Here is a 15,498-nt window from a genome sequence, read left to right on the forward strand (position 1 = left end):
CCTCGCAGAGGCCCGCAACGGTTTCGAACGTCCCGATCACAGCAGGGCGGCCGTTCCCGGGTCTCAACGGAGGAAAAGTGTTCACGAAGCGCACACTGGTGGCGGGACTCGCCGCCTCTGCGGCTCTCGCCCTCACGCTCACTGGTTGCTCGGCTGCGTCCACCGCTGCCACAGGCGATGGTGCGGATGCCGCGACGGCGACCAGCCTGGCCGATTTTGGCGACCGCGCGGCCCTCGAAGCGGCCGCGAAGGCCGAAGGCGCGCTCAACGTCATTGCGCTGCCGCGCGACTGGGCGAACTACGGCAAGGTGCTGGACCTCTTCGCCGAGAAGTATCCCGAGATCGCGATCACCGAGCAGTCGCCGGACTCCTCGAGTGCTGAGGAGATCCAGGCGGCGAAGACCAATGCCGGACTCGACACCGCTCCGGATGTGTTCGACGTCGGCCTGACCGTCGCCCTGCAGAACACCGACCAGTTCGCCCCGTACCAGGTGCAGACCTGGGACGACATCCCTGATGCGCTGAAGGAGTCGACGGGCCTCTTCGTCGGCGACTACGGCGGCTACATGTCGGTCGGCTACGACTCCTCGAAGTTCGAGGCGCCGAAGACCCTCGACGACCTGCTCGGCGCGCGGTACAAAGGCGCCGTCGCCATCAACGGCGACCCGACCCAGGCGGGTGCCGCGTTCGCCGCCGTCGGCCTCGCCACGGTGCAGAGCGGCGGAAAGCTCGACGACTTCCAGCCCGGCATCGACTTCTTTCATAAGCTCAACGCCGCAGGAAACCTGCTCAAGGTCGACGTCACCACAGCGACCGTCGCCTCCGGCGAGACCCCCGTCGTCTTCGACTGGGACTACCTGAACGCCTCTCATCAGACGGGCAACGCGAACTGGAAGGTCACCATCCTTCCCGGCACCGGATACGCCGGCTACTACAACCAGGCCGTCAACAAAGACGCCCCACATCCGGCGGCGGCACGTCTCTGGCAGGAGTTCCTCTACAGCGACGAGGCGCAGAACCTCTGGCTCGCCGGTGGTGCCCGCCCTGTACGCGCCGAGGCCATGGCGGCGGCGGGAACCATCGACGAGAAGCTCTTCCAGGCTCTTCCACCGGCACCGAGCGACACCGTCGTGCCGACTGAGGACCAGAGCACCGTAGCGGGAACGCTCCTCGGCGAGAAGTGGGTCTCGGCCGTCAACTGACGCCGATCGTCCATGAGCTCCACCATCGCGACCCGGCCTGCCGGGACGGACCGAATCGGTCCGTCCCGGCAGCGCCGCCTCCCTCGTATCGACGCGCTGGGACTCGTTCCCTTCGCCGTCTATCTGCTCCTGTTCCTCGCCGTGCCGACGTTGCTCGCCGTGGCCAGCGGACTGTTCGATCGCGATGGCGGCTTCACCCTCGCCAACATCGCGGCTCTCGCCGACCCCCTCGTCATCGAGACGTTCTTGAACTCGATCTGGCTCTCGCTGCTCACAGCGGCCGTCGGGGCCGTTCTCGGCGCCCTGCTCAGCTACGCGATGCTCGGCTTCCGTCCTGGAGGCGTCGCGCGGGCGACGGTCGAGGCCCTCAGCGGCGTGCTCGCGCAGTTCGGCGGGGTCATGCTCGCCTTCGCCTTCATCGCGACGATCGGCCTGCAAGGACTCGTCACCGTCTGGCTGCGGGACCAATGGGGCATCGACATCTTCGCCGAAGGCGCCTGGATCTACGGCCTGCCCGGATTGATCCTGCCGTACGTCTACTTCCAGGTTCCGCTCATGGTGATAACCTTCATGCCCGCCATGACCGCGTTGCGACCGCAGTGGGTGGAGGCCACCCTCACTCTCGGCGGAACACGCGGAGCCTTCTGGCGCCGGGTCGGGATGCCCGTGCTGGCTCCGGCCTTCCTGGCGAGTTTCCTGCTGTTGTTCGCCAACGCCTTCTCCTCCTATGCGACAGCCGCCGCCCTCGCGAGCCAGGGCTCGCAGATCGTGCCGCTGCAGATCCGCGCCGCGCTCACGAGTGAGACCGTGCTGGGGCGAGAGAACCTCGCCGGAGCCCTCGCGCTCGGCATGATCGTCGTGATGGCCGTCGTGATGTGGGCCTACTCCATCGTGCAGCGGCGGGCGGCACGGTGGCAGCGATGAGCAGGACGAGCCTCGCGCCGGGCATGACCGGCAAGGTCCTCATCGTATCCGTCGTCGGCCTCGTCTTCGCGATCCCGATCGTCTCGATGATCGAGTTCACCCTTCGCGACGGGGCCGGAGGGCACTCGCTCGCGCACTGGGGCGCGTTGTTCGACCCGGCGAACGCCTCCAGGTATGCGCCGATCTGGGCCGGACTCGGCAACTCGCTCGTACTCGCCGTCGCGACCGTCGGGATCGTGCTGCTTCTGCTTGCGCCGACGATGATCCTCATCGCACTGCGTTTCCCCCGCCTGCGCCGCCCGTTCGAGTTTCTCTGTCTGCTGCCGATCTCGATCCCCGCGATCGTGCTCGTCGTCGGGCTCGCGCCCGTCTATCTCGTCATCGGCCGGAGCCTCGGAACAGGGGTGTGGTCGCTCGCCTTCGCCTACGGGGTGACCGTGCTGCCGTATGCCTATCGGGCGATCCAGGCCAACCTCGACGCGATCGAGGTGAAGACCCTCGCCGAGGCGGCTCGTTCCCTCGGCGCCGGATGGGGTGCGGTGCTGCTGCGCGTGCTCGCCCCGAATCTGCGCACGGGACTGCTCGCCGCTTCGCTGCTCTCGGTCGCCGTCGTCCTCGGCGAGTTCACGATCGCCTCGCTCCTCAACCGGCAGAACCTCCAAACCGCCCTGTTCGTCGTGAACAAGCAAGATCCGTACGTCTCGGTGATCCTCTCGCTGCTCGCCCTCGCTTTCGTGTTCGTGCTGCTGTCGGTGATCGGCCGGGCCGGGGCGGCCGCCGCCCCCACTCAGCGCCGCAGAAAGGCACGTTCATGACCAGCCCATCGATGACAGGAATCGCGCGCGAGGAGTCCTCCGGAATCCAGACGATGGACAACCCGCTCGTCGCCACCCGCCGACAGGGCGCGACCGTCGTCTTCGACGGGATCGTCAAGGACTACGGAACCCAGCGTGTGCTGCACGGCCTCGACCTGGTCATCGGGCCTGGGGAGTTCGTCTCCTTGCTCGGCCCCTCGGGTTGCGGAAAGACGACGGCGCTGCGGGTGCTCGCCGGACTCGAGGAGGCGAACGTCGGCGCGGTGCTCATCAACGGCGCCGACGTCTCGACGATCCCCACGAACAAGCGAGACATCGGCATGGTCTTCCAGGCTTACTCGCTCTTTCCGCACCTCACCGTGCTGAAGAACACGATGTTCGGCCTCGCGATGCGCAAGATTCCGGCGAGACATGCTATCGAACGTGCGGAGGCCGCACTCGATCTCGTGGGCCTGGCCGACTTCTCCGGCCGCTTCCCGCATCAGCTCTCCGGTGGCCAGCAGCAACGCGTCGCACTCGCCCGGGCTCTCGTGACCGAGCCGCGGGTGCTATTGCTGGACGAGCCGCTGTCGGCGCTCGACGCCAAGGTGCGGGAGCAACTCCGTGAGGAGATCCGGCGCATCCAGTTGCGGCTGGGTATCACGACGGTGTTCGTCACCCACGATCAGGAAGAGGCACTCGCCGTCTCGGATCGGGTCGCCGTGATGAAGGCCGGTCGTATCGAGCAGATCGGCACGCCGGAGGAGCTCTACACACGCCCCGCGAGCGGGTTCGTCGCCGAGTTCGTCGGGCTCAGCAATCGCCTGCGCGGGATCCTGCGCGATGGGTCGGCCGAGGTGCACGGACGGAGGCTGCCGCTCGCGGATTCGAGCGCGACCGACGGCGAGGCGTGGATCTTCCTGCGGCCGGAGGACATCGAGCTGGCACCGACCGGCATCCCGGCGACGGTCGTAGCGTCGAGCTTCCTCGGCTCGATCCGTCGCACGAGCGTGCGGCTCGAGGACGGCGCAGTGCTCATCGTGCAGCACTCCGTTCAGCTGCATCCCGAACCGGGCGAGAGCGTGCATCTGGCCTTCGGCGATCGGCCGGTCTCGGTGGACACCGCGCGCTGAGCTTCCACTCGGGATCCGGGACGTATGCCGAATACGGAAGCAACCCGGTCATAGACTGAAGCCGTGACGGATTCGACGGGCAAGACGCGGTGGAGTGGCCTCTTCCAGGCACGAGCGGGCAGACGTGACGATGAGTTGCCGACGATCGAGGAGAGCATTCCGCGCGGAGTAAGACTCGCCGGCGAGTGGTCGTGGCGCCTGCTTGTGCTCGGCGCCGCCATCGCCGTCGTCGTCTTCCTCGTGATCCAGCTCCGACTCATCGTCATACCGCTTCTCGTCGCGGTGCTCGTGAGCGCGCTGCTCGTGCCTCTCGTCGCATTCCTTCAACGGCATAGGTGGCCGAAGTGGCTTGCGGTTGTGCTCGCCATGGTTGGGACGCTCGCGATCGTCGCCGGCCTGATCGTGCTCGTCGTCACACAGGTCACGAGCGGCTTCGACGACCTCAGCGCGCAGGCCATCCGCTCCTACGAGAACCTCAAGAAAGCCCTGCTCGACTCGCCGCTGCACCTCACCGAGGGACAGCTCAACGGTTATCTGCAGCAGGCGTTCTCGGCCATTCAGCAAGACAGCAGGGTCTTCATCAGCGGCGCCCTCTCCTTCGGCTCCTCGCTGGGGCACTTCCTCGCCGGGCTCCTGCTCACGCTTTTCAGCACGCTCTTCATCCTCATCGACGGCAAGGGCATCTGGGGCTGGATCGTTCGCATCTTCCCGAAGCGCGCCCGTGCTGCCATCGACGGGGCGGGGATCGCCGGCTGGGCGACGCTCGGCAATTTCGTGAAGGTCCAGATCCTCGTCGCATCGATCGACGCGGTCGGTATCGGCCTCGGCGCGTTCATCCTCGGGGTTCCACTCGCGATCCCGATCGCCGTGCTCGTCTTCCTCGGCTCCTTCATTCCCATCGTCGGTGCCGTCGCGACGGGTGCCGTCGCCGTCTTCATCGCTCTCATCTACAACAACTGGGTCATCGCGCTGCTCATGCTCGGCGTCGTGCTGCTCGTGCAGCAGATCGAAGGGCATGTGCTGCAGCCGCTCATCATGGGCACGGCTGTCAAGGTGCACCCGCTCGCCGTCGTGCTGGTCGTCGCGGCCGGCTCCCTCCTCGCAGGCATCCCCGGGGCGCTGTTCGCGGTTCCCGTCGCCGCGGTTCTCAACGTGATGATCCGATACGTCTCGAGCGGGGCGTGGAAGAGCGATCCGCCCTCGCACTCGCCAGCGGTGACCTCGCCGCTCTGGCAGACGGTGCCGCAGCGACGTCCGGGCTACCGCACCTCGAATGGTCCCCAGAACAGCACGGAGACAGCAACGGATGCCTGAACTCAAGTCGCCCACCCACCTCGCCGGGCCCTCCCTGGCCGATATCGAGGCGGCCAGGGGAATCGTCGCCGCCGTAGCCCAGATCACCCCGATCGAGACCTCGCACTTCCTCTCCGGCAAGCTCGGTTTTCCTGTGATGCTCAAGTGCGAGAATCTGCAGCGCACAGGGTCATACAAGATCCGCGGTGCCTATCACCGGCTCTCGCGGTTGAGCGACGAGGAGAAGGCCAGGGGAGTGGTCGCGGCGTCCGCCGGCAATCACGCCCAGGGCGTCGCGTTCGGAGCCCGCGAACTGGGCATCGCGGCGACGATCTTCATGCCGACGAACGTGCCGTTGCCGAAGCTCGAGGCCACCCGCGACTACGGCGCCGATGTCATGCTGAGCGGTGACGTGATCGGCGAGACCCTCCAGGCCGCCGCGGAGTTCGCCGAGCGTACCGGGGCCATCCTCATCCCCCCGTTCGACCATCCCGACGTCGTGGCCGGTCAGGGAACGATCGGGCTCGAGCTGCTGGAGCAGGTTCCCGACCTCGACACGGTGATCGTGCCGATCGGCGGCGGAGGACTCGTCTCGGGGGTGGCGAGTGCGCTCAAGCAGCATTCGGCCCGTTCCGGCCGCAACATCCGCGTCATCGGGGTGCAGGCCGAGAACGCCGCCTCGTATCTGGCCTCGCTCGACGCCGGCGCTCCCGTGAACATCCCGGTGCGCCCGACGATCGCGGACGGCATCGCGGTGTACCGGCCGGGCGAGCTCAACTACCGGATAATCCGCGACGCCGTCGACGAGATCGTCACCGTGAGCGAGGACGATGCGGCTCGCGCGCTGCTCGTGCTGCTTGAACGGGCGAAGCTCGTGGTCGAGCCGGCCGGTGCCGTCTCGGTCGCCGCGATCCTGGCAGGCAAGATCCGTGCGACCGGCCCGACCGTCGCGTTGCTCAGCGGCGGCAACATCGACCCGCTGCTGCTGCAGCGCGTCATCAGCCACGGCCTGGCGGCATCCGATCGGTTCCTGACAATGCGCGTCATGCTGCAGGACCGCCCCGGCCAGCTCGCCCGGGTTGCCGAGATCCTCGCGGAGGTCAACGCCAATGTGATCGAGGTGCTCCACACGCAGCACGGCCCCGATCTGCAGATCAGCGAGGTCGAGCTCGATATCACGGTCGAGACCCGTGGTTCCGAACACGTCGCCCAGGTGATCGCCGCCCTCCGCGAAGCCGGGTACGAGCCGAAGCTCGATCGACGTCGGAGCTAAGGTGACGCCCCCGAAGATCCACGCGCTGACCATCGACGACCTCGACGACTGCCTTGCCATCGCCGTCGACCGGGACTGGCGCCCCGAAGCCCACAAGTGGCGGCTGCTCTTCGAACTCGGAACGGTTTACGGGACGAGGGACGAGCACGACTCGCTCGTCGGAACGACGGCCGTCACCCGTTTCGAGGGTGTCGCCGCCATCGGCATGGTCCTCGTGGCCAAGAGCCATGCGGGGCGAGGTCTCGGCCGAGCGCTCATGGAGCACGCCATCGCGGCCGATGCCGACGCCGTCTTCATCCTCAACGCGACCGAGTTCGGCCAGCCGCTCTACAGCAAGCTCGGCTTCGTCACGGTCGGCATGACCCACACGCACGTCGGCGTCTTCGGGGCAGCCGTTGAGTCGGCGGCGACCGATACCGTGACTCGAGTCGTCGGCGTCGGCGAGGTGCCGAGTCTCGTGGAGTTGGACGCCGCAGTCGTCGGCGCACGGCGCGCGAGCTTGATCGAACGGCTCTTCGGCTACGCGGACGAGATCCGGGTGGTCGAACGAGATGGCGAGACCACGGGCTTCGCCGCGCGCTGGTCCAACATCGACAACACCCAGATCGGGCCTATCGTCGCCGAATCGGAGGACGACGCGAAAGCGCTCATCAACGATCTCGCCGCCGGTGCCGGTGGCCCCGTGCGTCTGGACCTCGACGGGAGGCATCCGCGTCTGCGCGCCTGGGCGAGCGAGCACGGTGTTGCGCCGCTCCACTCGTCGACGCTCATGGTGAAGAACGCAGCGTCGTTCCCTGGCGACCGCAGCCGGTGGTTTTCGCCGCTCATGCAGGCGGTCGGTTGAACGAAGCCCTCGGAGCCCCGGACCGAAGGCCTTCGCTCAGAACGGAGGCCGTTTCTGCGCGGAGAGGCCTCCCGACCGCGCGAAGTCCTCCCGTCCTGCGACCGCAGGGTCGAGGTTCACGGGGCGGGATTGCCCGGTCACGCCCCGGCTACTGGCCGGCCCACGTCTCGACCTTGGTCACGTGCACGGCGATCTCCTTGCCGTTCGGCGCGGTATAGTTCGTCTTCTCGCCGACCTTGAGGCCGAGGATGGCGGCGCCGAGCGGACTCTGCTCGCTGTAGACGTCAAGGTCGCTGTCGCCCGCGATCTCGCGATTGCCGATGAGGAACACAGTCTCCTCGCCCGCGATCACCGCGGTGATGACCGTTCCTGGCTCGACGACGCCATGGCTCTCCGGGGCGGCGCCCACCTCAGCGGTCTTGAGCAAATGCTTGAGTTGACGGATGCGGGCCTCCTGCTTGCCCTGCTCGTCTTTCGCGGCGTGGTAGCCGCCGTTTTCCTTGAGGTCGCCCTCTTCACGAGCCGCCTCGATCTTGCCCGCGATCTCGGAGCGGCCGAGGGTCTCGAGGTAGTCGAGCTCGGCGGCGAGGCGATCAAAGGCCTCCTGGGTCAGCCAGGTGACCGTAGCTTCCTGAGTCATCAGTTCTCCTTGAAACGATTGCCGCAGATAAAGTCGACGCCCTGACAGGACAGTCAGGGCGAATGAACAATACTAGGTCAGCCAGCAGCGGTAAATCAAACCTGTGTTGCTCGGCTGAGTCGTGCGCAGCACTTCGGTGAACGACCGGGTGTATTGCTCGGATGCCGGGATCGCCACGATCCTCCAGCCCACGATCACGAATTGCTCGTTGAGCGCCTGGACGGCGCAGCTGGCGTTCTCGCCGGCAGGCATCGACACCTCGAAGGTGACGCTCACCGTGCGGTCGTCGAGGACCCTGTGGCTCGTGTCGCGTGCCTCGAGAACGGGTTTGGCGCCGTCCTGCCCCGCCCAGATCACCCACGCGCCGAACACGACGACGAACGTGCCAGCCAGCGCGACCAGGATCAGTCGATCACGTCTGCTGCGGGTACGGGTGCGTCCGTAACGGGCATCGAGCTCATCCGTCATTGACACCGACTCCAGCACTGCTTCGAAAGGTTTAGTCTTGAAATACAAGGCTATCCGGCAATCCTGAGGAGTTCCGCACGTGGAGACGACCAGCACCGATCTCCTGATGCGCGCGGTGTTCGCCGCGACGAAGGACGAGTTCGACCCGAACACGGTCACACCCGGTGTGTGGGGCTTCGTGATCACCTTCACCATCGCCGCGGTCGTCGTGCTGCTCGTCATGGACATGGTCCGCCGCGTCCGCCGCACCAACTATAAGGCCGAGATCCACGAGAAGCTGCAGGCAGAGCTCGCCGCGAGGGCAGAGCTCGCCGCGAAGAACGAGGCCGAGAGGGGAACTTCGGCCGCGTCGGGCGGTGGAGTCGAGAAGCGCTAGGCATTGTAGGCGGGGGCCAGTGCGATGAGCAGCGTAGCCGTCCAGTGGCACATGAACGCGAGCACTGTGCAGGCGTGGAAGATCTCGTGGAAGCCGAAGGCGCTCGGCCACGGGTTCGGCTTCTTGAAACCGTAGACGACGGCGCCGATGGTGTAGAGGACACCTCCGACCGCTACCAGCACCATCATCGCGACGTTCGCCACGAGGAGATCGCCCATGTACATGACGGCCGCCCATCCGAGCAGCAGGTAGAGCGGCACGTAGAGCCAACGCGGCGCCGAGATCCAGAACACGCGGAAGCCGATTCCGAGCAGCGCCCCCGCCCAGACGGCGCAGAGCAGCAGCAGGCCCTTAGCGGGCGGGAGCGCGAGGAGCGCGAGCGGCGTGTACGTGCCTGCGATGAGCAGGAAGATGTTGGCGTGGTCGATCCTCTTGAGGACGACCTTGGTGCGCGGCTTCCAGTCGAAGCGGTGATACAGGGCCGAGTTGCCGAACAGCAGCATCGAGGTGAGCATGAACACGACCGAGGCCCACTTGGCCGGCGCGCCGTGCGCGAGCGTGACGAGCACGATCCCCGCTGCGATCGTGAGCGGGAACGTGCCCGCGTGGATCCAGCCGCGCCAGCTCGGCTTGAGCACGGAGAGATTCGCTCGCGAGGCGTCGAGGAAGGGGATGTTCGGCACCTCGGGCGCGTGCTGCTCACCGAGCGCGACGGCGGCATCTGCTGTGCCGAGCGTCTCGATCGACCCGTTCGGGAGTTCCCCGAGGTCTTTGGAGTCTCGGGTCCCGCGCACTGTCATGCTGACAGGATACGGTAGCGATTCCCCGGCTGAGCTGTGAGTCTGCGCCGTAATAGTGCACTAGCGTAATGCTGTGCAGAAGCGCGAGCAGCCGTTGGGACGAGGCATCCTCTATGGCCTCTACCAGACTCGCCTGCGCCGCGGCCTCTCGCCCGAGACCATGCCTCACCACGTGGCGATGATCATCGACGGCAACCGCCGCTGGGCCAAACAGCTCGGCTTCGACACGGCTGCACACGGGCACCGTGCCGGTGCCGCGAAGATGCGCGAGTTCCTCGAATGGTGCGACGACCTGGGCATCCGCGTCGTGACGCTCTACCTGCTCTCGAGCGACAACCTGGGCAACCGCTCGAGCGAGGAGCTCTCGGCCCTCATCGAGATCATCGCGGAACTCGCCGAGGATCTCTCCCATTACCGGGACTGGCGGGTGCAGCACGTCGGGTCGCGAACCGGACTTCCGGCACCCCTCGTCGCGGTACTCGATGCAGCCGAGGCGCGCACGGCCGGCCAGTCGGGGTTGCACGTCAACCTGGCTGTCGGCTATGGGGGCCGCAAGGAGATCACCGATGCCATGCGCAGCATTGTCGCCGACCACCACGCCGAGGGCCGCAGCCTCGAGGATCTCGCCGAGCGGCTTACCCCGGATCTCATCGGCGAGCACCTCTATACAGGCGGTCAGCCGGATCCGGATCTCGTCATCCGGACCTCGGGCGAGCAGCGTCTGAGCGACTTCATGCTGTGGCAGAGCGCGCACAGCGAGTTCTACTTCGTCGAGGCGCTCGGCCCTGACCTGCGGCAGGTCGACTTCTTGCGCGCGCTGCGTGACTACGCTCGCCGCAACCGGCGCTTCGGGGGTTAGGAAGGATGCCATGACGACGATCGACGAGTTCACGGCCGGATTCCTCGACGAACCCGGATATCTCGACTACGGACGCGTTGGTCCGCTCTCGGCCGCGGTCGTCGGCGAGTCCAAGGTCTTCGGCGAGGTGCTCACGCGCGCCCGCTTCGGCAGCATGGACAGCCTCTCGGAACAGGACCGCCGGGTGCGCGATGCGATCGCGACCGCAACCGGTTTTCCCGCCGAGCAGATCGTGTTCCAGCCCAATACGAGCACGGGGCTCATGCATGCGATGTTCGGCCTCACCGGGGGCGTACTGCTCTCGGCCGGGGAGTTCCCGAGCCTCCCGATCGCGGTATCCCGTGCCCAGGAGGCGCTGCACGTCGTGCAACCGGCCTGGCTCGGGACCGATCATGGACGGGTCACCCCCGGGCGGGTCAAGGAGCAGCTCGGTTCGGGGATCGTCGCCGTCGCCGTGAGCCTCGTCGATTCGCGCACAGGGTACCTCACCGATCTCGAGGGCATCCGCCAGGTCATCGGCGACCGGCTGCTCGTCGTCGATGCCATCCAGGGCTTCGGTGTCGTCGATGCGCCCCTCGCGCTCGCCGACGTCGTCGTCTCCGGCGGGCAGAAGTGGTGCCGTGCAGGCTGGGGCACCGCGTTCATGGCGCTCAGCGAGCGCGCCATCGACAACCTCACGCCCGTGTTCAGCGGCTTCACGGGCACCGACGACGCGGAGATCTGGGACGAGGTGCCGACTCCGCCGCCGAGTCACGGCGCGCGGGCCTTCCGGGTGAGCACCCCCGACGCCATCGCAGAAGCACGGTTCGCCGCTGCACTCGAGGAGATCACGTCTGTCGGGGTGTCCACGATCCAGACGGCCATCGCAGGCAATGTCAGCCGGGTGATCGATCTCGCCGATGAGTTCGCGATCCCCGTCTCGTCGTCGCGCGACGAGCGCGAGCGCGCGGGGCTGGTCGTGCTGGAACCTCCGGTCGAGCAATTGACCCTGCTTCGGGCATCACTCTTCAACCACGGGGTCACAACGACATCCCGGCTCGGAACGGTGCGGCTCAGCGTGCACGCCGCGTTCGCCGACGATACGGCCGAAATGCTGCGCGCGGCCTTCACCTCGTACTCGACCGCGGCGAGCTATGGGGCGCGAGCGCTCGGCATATGAACGTCTGATGACAACGGGCGTGTCGGAACCGCGGATGCCGGCGCGGAGTCGTAGCGTCGTCATCATCAGGCACAGCGCCTGACCGAGGCGGCCACGCACGTTCGACTCGATACCGTTTTGGCCGGCTCGCTGACAGGATCCGAGCAGATTCTGCTCGGGGTGGGAGTGGTTGTGACCTCACTGGAAACCCAGAGACCAGTTCGTCAGACCGGCAGCCGGATCGGGGAGAGGGATTCGGATCAGACGAGTGAGAAGATCAGACAGACCGAGCGTACCTATGTGCTGGATACCTCGGTCTTGTTGTCTGACCCGAAGTCCATGTTCCGGTTTGCGGAACATGCCGTCGTCCTCCCGGTGGTCGTGATCACCGAGCTCGAATCGAAGCGCAACGACCCTGAGATCGGATACTTCGCCCGTCAGGCGCTGCGCAACCTCGACGAGTTGCGTGTGCAGCACGAACGGCTCGACTTCCCGATCCCGGTCGGCGACGGTGGCTCGCTGCGTGTCGAGCTCAACCACTCGAACATGTCGGTGCTGCCGAGCGGGCTCCAGCTCGGCGACAACGATTCCCGCATCCTCGCCGTCGCCCTCAACCTGGCCAATGATGGACTCGATGTCACCGTTGTGTCGAAGGACCTGCCGTTGCGCGTCAAGGCATCGTCGATCGGCCTCGCGGCCGAGGAGTACCGTGCGGAGCTCGCCGTCGACTCCGGCTGGACCGGGATGGCAGAGCTCGACCTCGGCTCCAACGACATGAGCAAGCTCTATGAGGACGAGCACATGTCGACGCGCGCCGTCGCCGACCTCCCGGTCAACACGGGTCTCGTCGTTCACTCCGACCGCGGAAGCGCTCTCGGCCGGGTCACCGCGAAGGGCGAGTTCAAGCTCGTGCGCGGGGACCGTGACGTCTTCGGACTGCACGGGCGATCGGCAGAGCAGCGTCTTGCGATCGACATGCTGCTCGACACCGAGATCGGCATCCTCTCGCTGGGAGGTCGGGCAGGAACGGGAAAGTCCGCGCTCGCGCTCTGCGCAGGGCTCGAGGCCGTGCTCGAACGCCAGCAGCACCGCAAGATCATGGTGTTCCGGCCGCTCTACGCGGTCGGAGGCCAGGAACTCGGCTATCTCCCGGGTGACCAGGGCGAGAAGATGAATCCCTGGGGTCAGGCGGTTTTCGACACCCTTGGCGCGCTCGTCTCCGACAATGTGCTCGAGGAGATCACCGAGCGCGGCATCCTCGAGGTGCTCCCGCTGACGCATATCCGCGGACGCAGCCTCCACGACGCCTTCGTGATCGTCGACGAGGCTCAGTCGCTCGAACGCAATGTGCTGCTCACCGTGCTCAGCCGTGTCGGTCAGAACTCGAGGGTCGTGCTCACGCACGACGTGGCCCAGCGCGACAACTTGCGCGTCGGCCGCCACGACGGCGTCGCCTCGGTGATCGAGACGCTCAAAGGGCATCCGCTGTTCGGGCACATCACGCTGACGCGATCGGAGCGTTCCGCGATCGCCGCGCTCGTCACCGAGATGCTGGAGGGCAACGAGCTCGCCTGACACACGGAATGGCGGCCTGGCACGGAATGGCGGCCTGGGGCCGTTCACTGGGCAGCCCCGTTCATGCACGTACCGGGCGTTGCTCTACCCCTGTGGAGGCCTCGTCATCGACAACAGATCGAGCGCTGTGTCGAGTTGCGCTTCGGTCACCTCACCGCGTTCCACGTAGCCCAGATCGACGACGGCCTCGCGCACGGTGATGCCCCTGGCCACCGAGTGCTTGGCGATCTTCGCCGCGGCCTCGTAACCGATCACCCTGTTGAGCGGGGTGACGATCGACGGTGACATCCCGGCGAGGGCGGTCGCGCGCTCGATGTTCGCCTGCAGTCCGTCGACGGTTTTGTCGGCGAGGACTCGCGACGCGTTCGAGAGCAGGCGGATCGACTCGAGGAGCGCGGTGCCCATGAGCGGGATCTGCACATTGAGCTCGAAGGAGCCGGACGCGCCGCCCCAGGCGATCGCGGCGTCGTTGCCGACGACGCGCGAGCAGACCATGAGCACGGCCTCAGGGATCACCGGATTGACCTTGCCTGGCATGATCGACGAACCCGGCTGGAGATCGGGGATGTGCAGCTCGCCGAGACCGGTGTTCGGGCCGGAGCCCATCCAGCGCAGGTCGTTGCAGATCTTGGTGAGGCTCACAGCGATGGTGCGCAGGGCCCCGGAGGCCTCGACGAGGCTGTCGCGGTTCGCCTGGGCCTCGAAGTGGTCTTTCGCCTCGGTGATGGGGAGCTCTGTCTCCTCCCGCAGCAGCCGGATGACGAGTTGCGGGAAGCCCGCCGGGGTATTGATGCCGGTTCCGACGGCGGTGCCGCCGAGGGGAACCTCCGCTACCCGGGGGAGTGCCGACTGCACGCGCTCGATGCCGAGACGGATCTGACGGGCGTAGCCGCCGAACTCCTGACCGAGCGTCACCGGGGTTGCGTCCATGAGGTGGGTGCGTCCTGCCTTGACGACGCCGGCCCACAGCCCCGCCTTGGCCTCGAGAGCGACCGAGAGATGGTCGAGAGCCGGAATGAGGTCGTCGATCAGGGCACTCGTGACGGCGATGTGCACGGATGTCGGGAAGACGTCGTTCGACGACTGAGAGGCATTCACGTGGTCGTTGGGGTGCACTGGGCTGCCCAGACGGTCGCCGGCGAGGGTCGCGAGCACCTCGTTCATGTTCATGTTCGAGGAGGTTCCAGAACCGGTCTGGTAGACGTCGATCGGGAACTCGTCGTCGTAGCGACCGGAGATCACGTCGTCGGCGGCGGCGGCGATCGCCTGGGCGATGCCGACGTCGAGCACGCCGAGCTGGGCGTTGGCGAGCGCCGCGGACTTCTTGATGCGTGCGAGTGCGGCGATCTGCGCGGACTCCAGCCCGGAACCCGAGATGGGAAAGTTCTCGACGGCGCGTTGCGTCTGCGCGCGGTAGAGCGCGTCCGCGGGAACCCGCACCTCACCCATCGTGTCGTGCTCGATCCGGTATCTGGCCTCTGCGGTGTTGCTCACGATGTCCCTTTCACTTGCTTGTCTGCGCGGCACCGCGCTAGATCGTGCCGACGACGATGTCGGTCTCGGCGCGCCCCTCGAGAAGACGGTAGTTCGCGCCGACGATAGCCAATGTACCGGCTGCGATCGAGTCGCTGATCATCTCCGAGCGCTCCAGCAGCTCCGCGACGGTGTCGCGCAGGTGCTCACGGCCGACGAAGGCGGCGTCGACGTTGCCGAGCTTGATCGGGGCGTCCGGGTCGCCGCCGGCAACCCGGCGCACGGCGGGCACGATCTTCTGGATGAGGGCGTCGATGTGAGCGGCGAGCGGCGGGGCGTCGGCCGTCTGCGATTCGATCGCCGCGCTCACCGCGCCGCACTCGTCGTGCCCGAGCACGAGGATGAGCGGAACCCCGAGCACCGCGACGGCATACTCGAGCGAGCCGACGACGGAGTCGGAGATGACCTGGCCCGCATTGCGCACCACGAAGAGGTCGCCGAGCCCGAGGTCGAAGATGATCTCGGCCGCGAGGCGTGAGTCGCTGCACCCGAAGAGCGCCGCGATCGGGTTCTGCCGGTGTGCCACGTCGGTGCGGTGGTCGACATCCTGTCGAGGATGCGCGGGCTCACCGCTCACGAAGCGTTCGTTGCCACGGCGCATCTCCAGCCAGGTTCCCGCCGGTGTGCGCGCGTGCGTCAGCGTGTC

At 66.9% G+C, this 15,498-nt stretch carries 16 protein-coding genes; 11 read left to right on the forward strand and 5 right to left on the reverse strand.

Translation table 11 applies throughout. The features are described 5' to 3' along the window. Window positions 1-77: 77 nt before the first annotated feature. The 7 genes from ACFQB0_RS02390 to ACFQB0_RS02420 all read left to right on the forward strand — a co-directional run bounded on the left by ACFQB0_RS02390 (window position 78) and on the right by ACFQB0_RS02420 (window position 7,463). A complete protein-coding gene (locus tag ACFQB0_RS02390) occupies window positions 78-1,202 on the forward strand; it encodes an ABC transporter substrate-binding protein (RefSeq protein WP_386727128.1) in 1,125 nt (374 codons plus the stop codon). 12 nt (window positions 1,203-1,214) lie between these two features. Then, on the forward strand, window positions 1,215-2,126 hold the full coding sequence (locus ACFQB0_RS02395) for an ABC transporter permease (RefSeq protein WP_386727130.1): 912 nt from the start codon (window positions 1,215-1,217) through the stop codon (window positions 2,124-2,126). Then, the gene (locus ACFQB0_RS02400; RefSeq protein WP_386727132.1) at window positions 2,123-2,941 is read left to right on the forward strand and encodes an ABC transporter permease; all 819 of its coding nucleotides are present in this window, start codon (window positions 2,123-2,125) and stop codon (window positions 2,939-2,941) included. The genes ACFQB0_RS02395 and ACFQB0_RS02400 overlap by 4 nt, the downstream gene beginning before the upstream one ends. Next, a complete protein-coding gene (locus ACFQB0_RS02405) occupies window positions 2,938-4,053 on the forward strand; it encodes an ABC transporter ATP-binding protein (RefSeq protein WP_386727135.1) in 1,116 nt (371 codons plus the stop codon). The genes ACFQB0_RS02400 and ACFQB0_RS02405 overlap by 4 nt, the downstream gene beginning before the upstream one ends. Before the next feature lie 63 nt (window positions 4,054-4,116). Then, on the forward strand, window positions 4,117-5,367 hold the full coding sequence (locus ACFQB0_RS02410; RefSeq protein ID WP_386727140.1) for an AI-2E family transporter: 1,251 nt from the start codon (window positions 4,117-4,119) through the stop codon (window positions 5,365-5,367). Continuing rightward, complete coding sequence (gene ilvA, locus ACFQB0_RS02415; protein ID WP_386727142.1) at window positions 5,360-6,619, forward strand: threonine ammonia-lyase; 1,260 nt, start codon at window positions 5,360-5,362, stop codon at window positions 6,617-6,619. The genes ACFQB0_RS02410 and ilvA overlap by 8 nt, the downstream gene beginning before the upstream one ends. 1 nt (window position 6,620) lies before the next feature. Continuing rightward, window positions 6,621-7,463, forward strand: a complete 843-nt coding sequence (locus ACFQB0_RS02420) for a GNAT family N-acetyltransferase (protein ID WP_386727145.1) — start codon at window positions 6,621-6,623, stop codon at window positions 7,461-7,463. 148 nt (window positions 7,464-7,611) lie between these two features. Here the strand turns inward: ACFQB0_RS02420 and greA are convergent, their stop codons facing one another. Beyond that, on the reverse strand, window positions 7,612-8,103 hold the full coding sequence (gene greA, locus ACFQB0_RS02425; RefSeq protein WP_386727148.1) for a transcription elongation factor GreA: 492 nt from the start codon (window positions 8,101-8,103) through the stop codon (window positions 7,612-7,614). 72 nt (window positions 8,104-8,175) lie between these two features. Continuing rightward, window positions 8,176-8,571 (reverse strand): DUF4307 domain-containing protein, encoded by a 396-nt coding sequence (locus ACFQB0_RS02430; protein WP_386727149.1) that lies wholly within the window; start codon window positions 8,569-8,571, stop codon window positions 8,176-8,178. 79 nt (window positions 8,572-8,650) lie between these two features. Between ACFQB0_RS02430 and ACFQB0_RS02435 the strand changes: the two genes are divergently transcribed. Next, a complete protein-coding gene (locus tag ACFQB0_RS02435; protein WP_386727152.1) occupies window positions 8,651-8,947 on the forward strand; it encodes a hypothetical protein in 297 nt (98 codons plus the stop codon). On the opposite strand, the gene trhA is transcribed toward ACFQB0_RS02435, so the two are convergent. Then, the gene (trhA, locus tag ACFQB0_RS02440) at window positions 8,944-9,630 is read right to left on the reverse strand and encodes a PAQR family membrane homeostasis protein TrhA (protein ID WP_386729595.1); all 687 of its coding nucleotides are present in this window, start codon (window positions 9,628-9,630) and stop codon (window positions 8,944-8,946) included. The genes ACFQB0_RS02435 and trhA overlap by 4 nt on opposite strands. Before the next feature lie 190 nt (window positions 9,631-9,820). Here trhA and ACFQB0_RS02445 point away from each other — a divergent pair, with 190 nt between their 5' ends. The 3 genes from ACFQB0_RS02445 to ACFQB0_RS02455 all read left to right on the forward strand — a co-directional run bounded on the left by ACFQB0_RS02445 (window position 9,821) and on the right by ACFQB0_RS02455 (window position 13,319). Next, on the forward strand, window positions 9,821-10,606 hold the full coding sequence (locus ACFQB0_RS02445) for an isoprenyl transferase (protein ID WP_386727154.1): 786 nt from the start codon (window positions 9,821-9,823) through the stop codon (window positions 10,604-10,606). Between the two features lie 10 nt (window positions 10,607-10,616). Next, window positions 10,617-11,765, forward strand: a complete 1,149-nt coding sequence (locus tag ACFQB0_RS02450; protein ID WP_386727157.1) for an aminotransferase class V-fold PLP-dependent enzyme — start codon at window positions 10,617-10,619, stop codon at window positions 11,763-11,765. Between the two features lie 219 nt (window positions 11,766-11,984). Next, window positions 11,985-13,319 carry a PhoH family protein gene (locus tag ACFQB0_RS02455; protein ID WP_386729598.1) on the forward strand — a complete coding sequence of 445 codons (1,335 nt, stop codon included), beginning with the start codon at window positions 11,985-11,987 and terminating at the stop codon, window positions 13,317-13,319. A gap of 84 nt (window positions 13,320-13,403) precedes the next feature. Here the strand turns inward: ACFQB0_RS02455 and ACFQB0_RS02460 are convergent, their stop codons facing one another. Together ACFQB0_RS02460 and ACFQB0_RS02465 are read right to left on the reverse strand one after the other, a co-directional pair. After that, entirely contained in the window at window positions 13,404-14,813 is a 1,410-nt protein-coding gene (locus ACFQB0_RS02460) for a class II fumarate hydratase (protein ID WP_386727159.1), read from the reverse strand. A gap of 37 nt (window positions 14,814-14,850) precedes the next feature. Continuing rightward, window positions 14,851-15,453: a carbonic anhydrase gene (locus ACFQB0_RS02465; RefSeq protein WP_386729601.1), complete on the reverse strand. Its 603-nt coding sequence runs from the start codon at window positions 15,451-15,453 to the stop codon at window positions 14,851-14,853. Window positions 15,454-15,498: the final 45 nt, after the last annotated feature.

The organism is Luethyella okanaganae, assembly GCF_042660285.1.
In the GTDB taxonomy this organism is placed as follows: Bacteria; Actinomycetota; Actinomycetes; order Actinomycetales; family Microbacteriaceae; genus Luethyella; species Luethyella okanaganae.

What these genes read in the sequence shown, in the direction of transcription:
- ACFQB0_RS02395 (WP_386727130.1), top strand. Translation starts at nt 1,215, where the DNA reads ATGAGCTCCACCATCGCGACCCGGCCTGCCGGGACGGACCGAATCGGT.
- ACFQB0_RS02400 (WP_386727132.1), top strand. Translation starts at nt 2,123, where the DNA reads ATGAGCAGGACGAGCCTCGCGCCGGGCATGACCGGCAAGGTCCTCATC.
- ACFQB0_RS02405 (WP_386727135.1), top strand. Translation starts at nt 2,938, where the DNA reads ATGACCAGCCCATCGATGACAGGAATCGCGCGCGAGGAGTCCTCCGGA.
- ilvA (WP_386727142.1), top strand. Translation starts at nt 5,360, where the DNA reads ATGCCTGAACTCAAGTCGCCCACCCACCTCGCCGGGCCCTCCCTGGCC.
- greA (WP_386727148.1), bottom strand. Translation starts at nt 8,103, where the DNA reads ATGACTCAGGAAGCTACGGTCACCTGGCTGACCCAGGAGGCCTTTGAT.
- ACFQB0_RS02430 (WP_386727149.1), bottom strand. Translation starts at nt 8,571, where the DNA reads ATGACGGATGAGCTCGATGCCCGTTACGGACGCACCCGTACCCGCAGC.
- ACFQB0_RS02450 (WP_386727157.1), top strand. Translation starts at nt 10,617, where the DNA reads ATGACGACGATCGACGAGTTCACGGCCGGATTCCTCGACGAACCCGGA.
- ACFQB0_RS02465 (WP_386729601.1), bottom strand. Translation starts at nt 15,453, where the DNA reads ATGCGCCGTGGCAACGAACGCTTCGTGAGCGGTGAGCCCGCGCATCCT.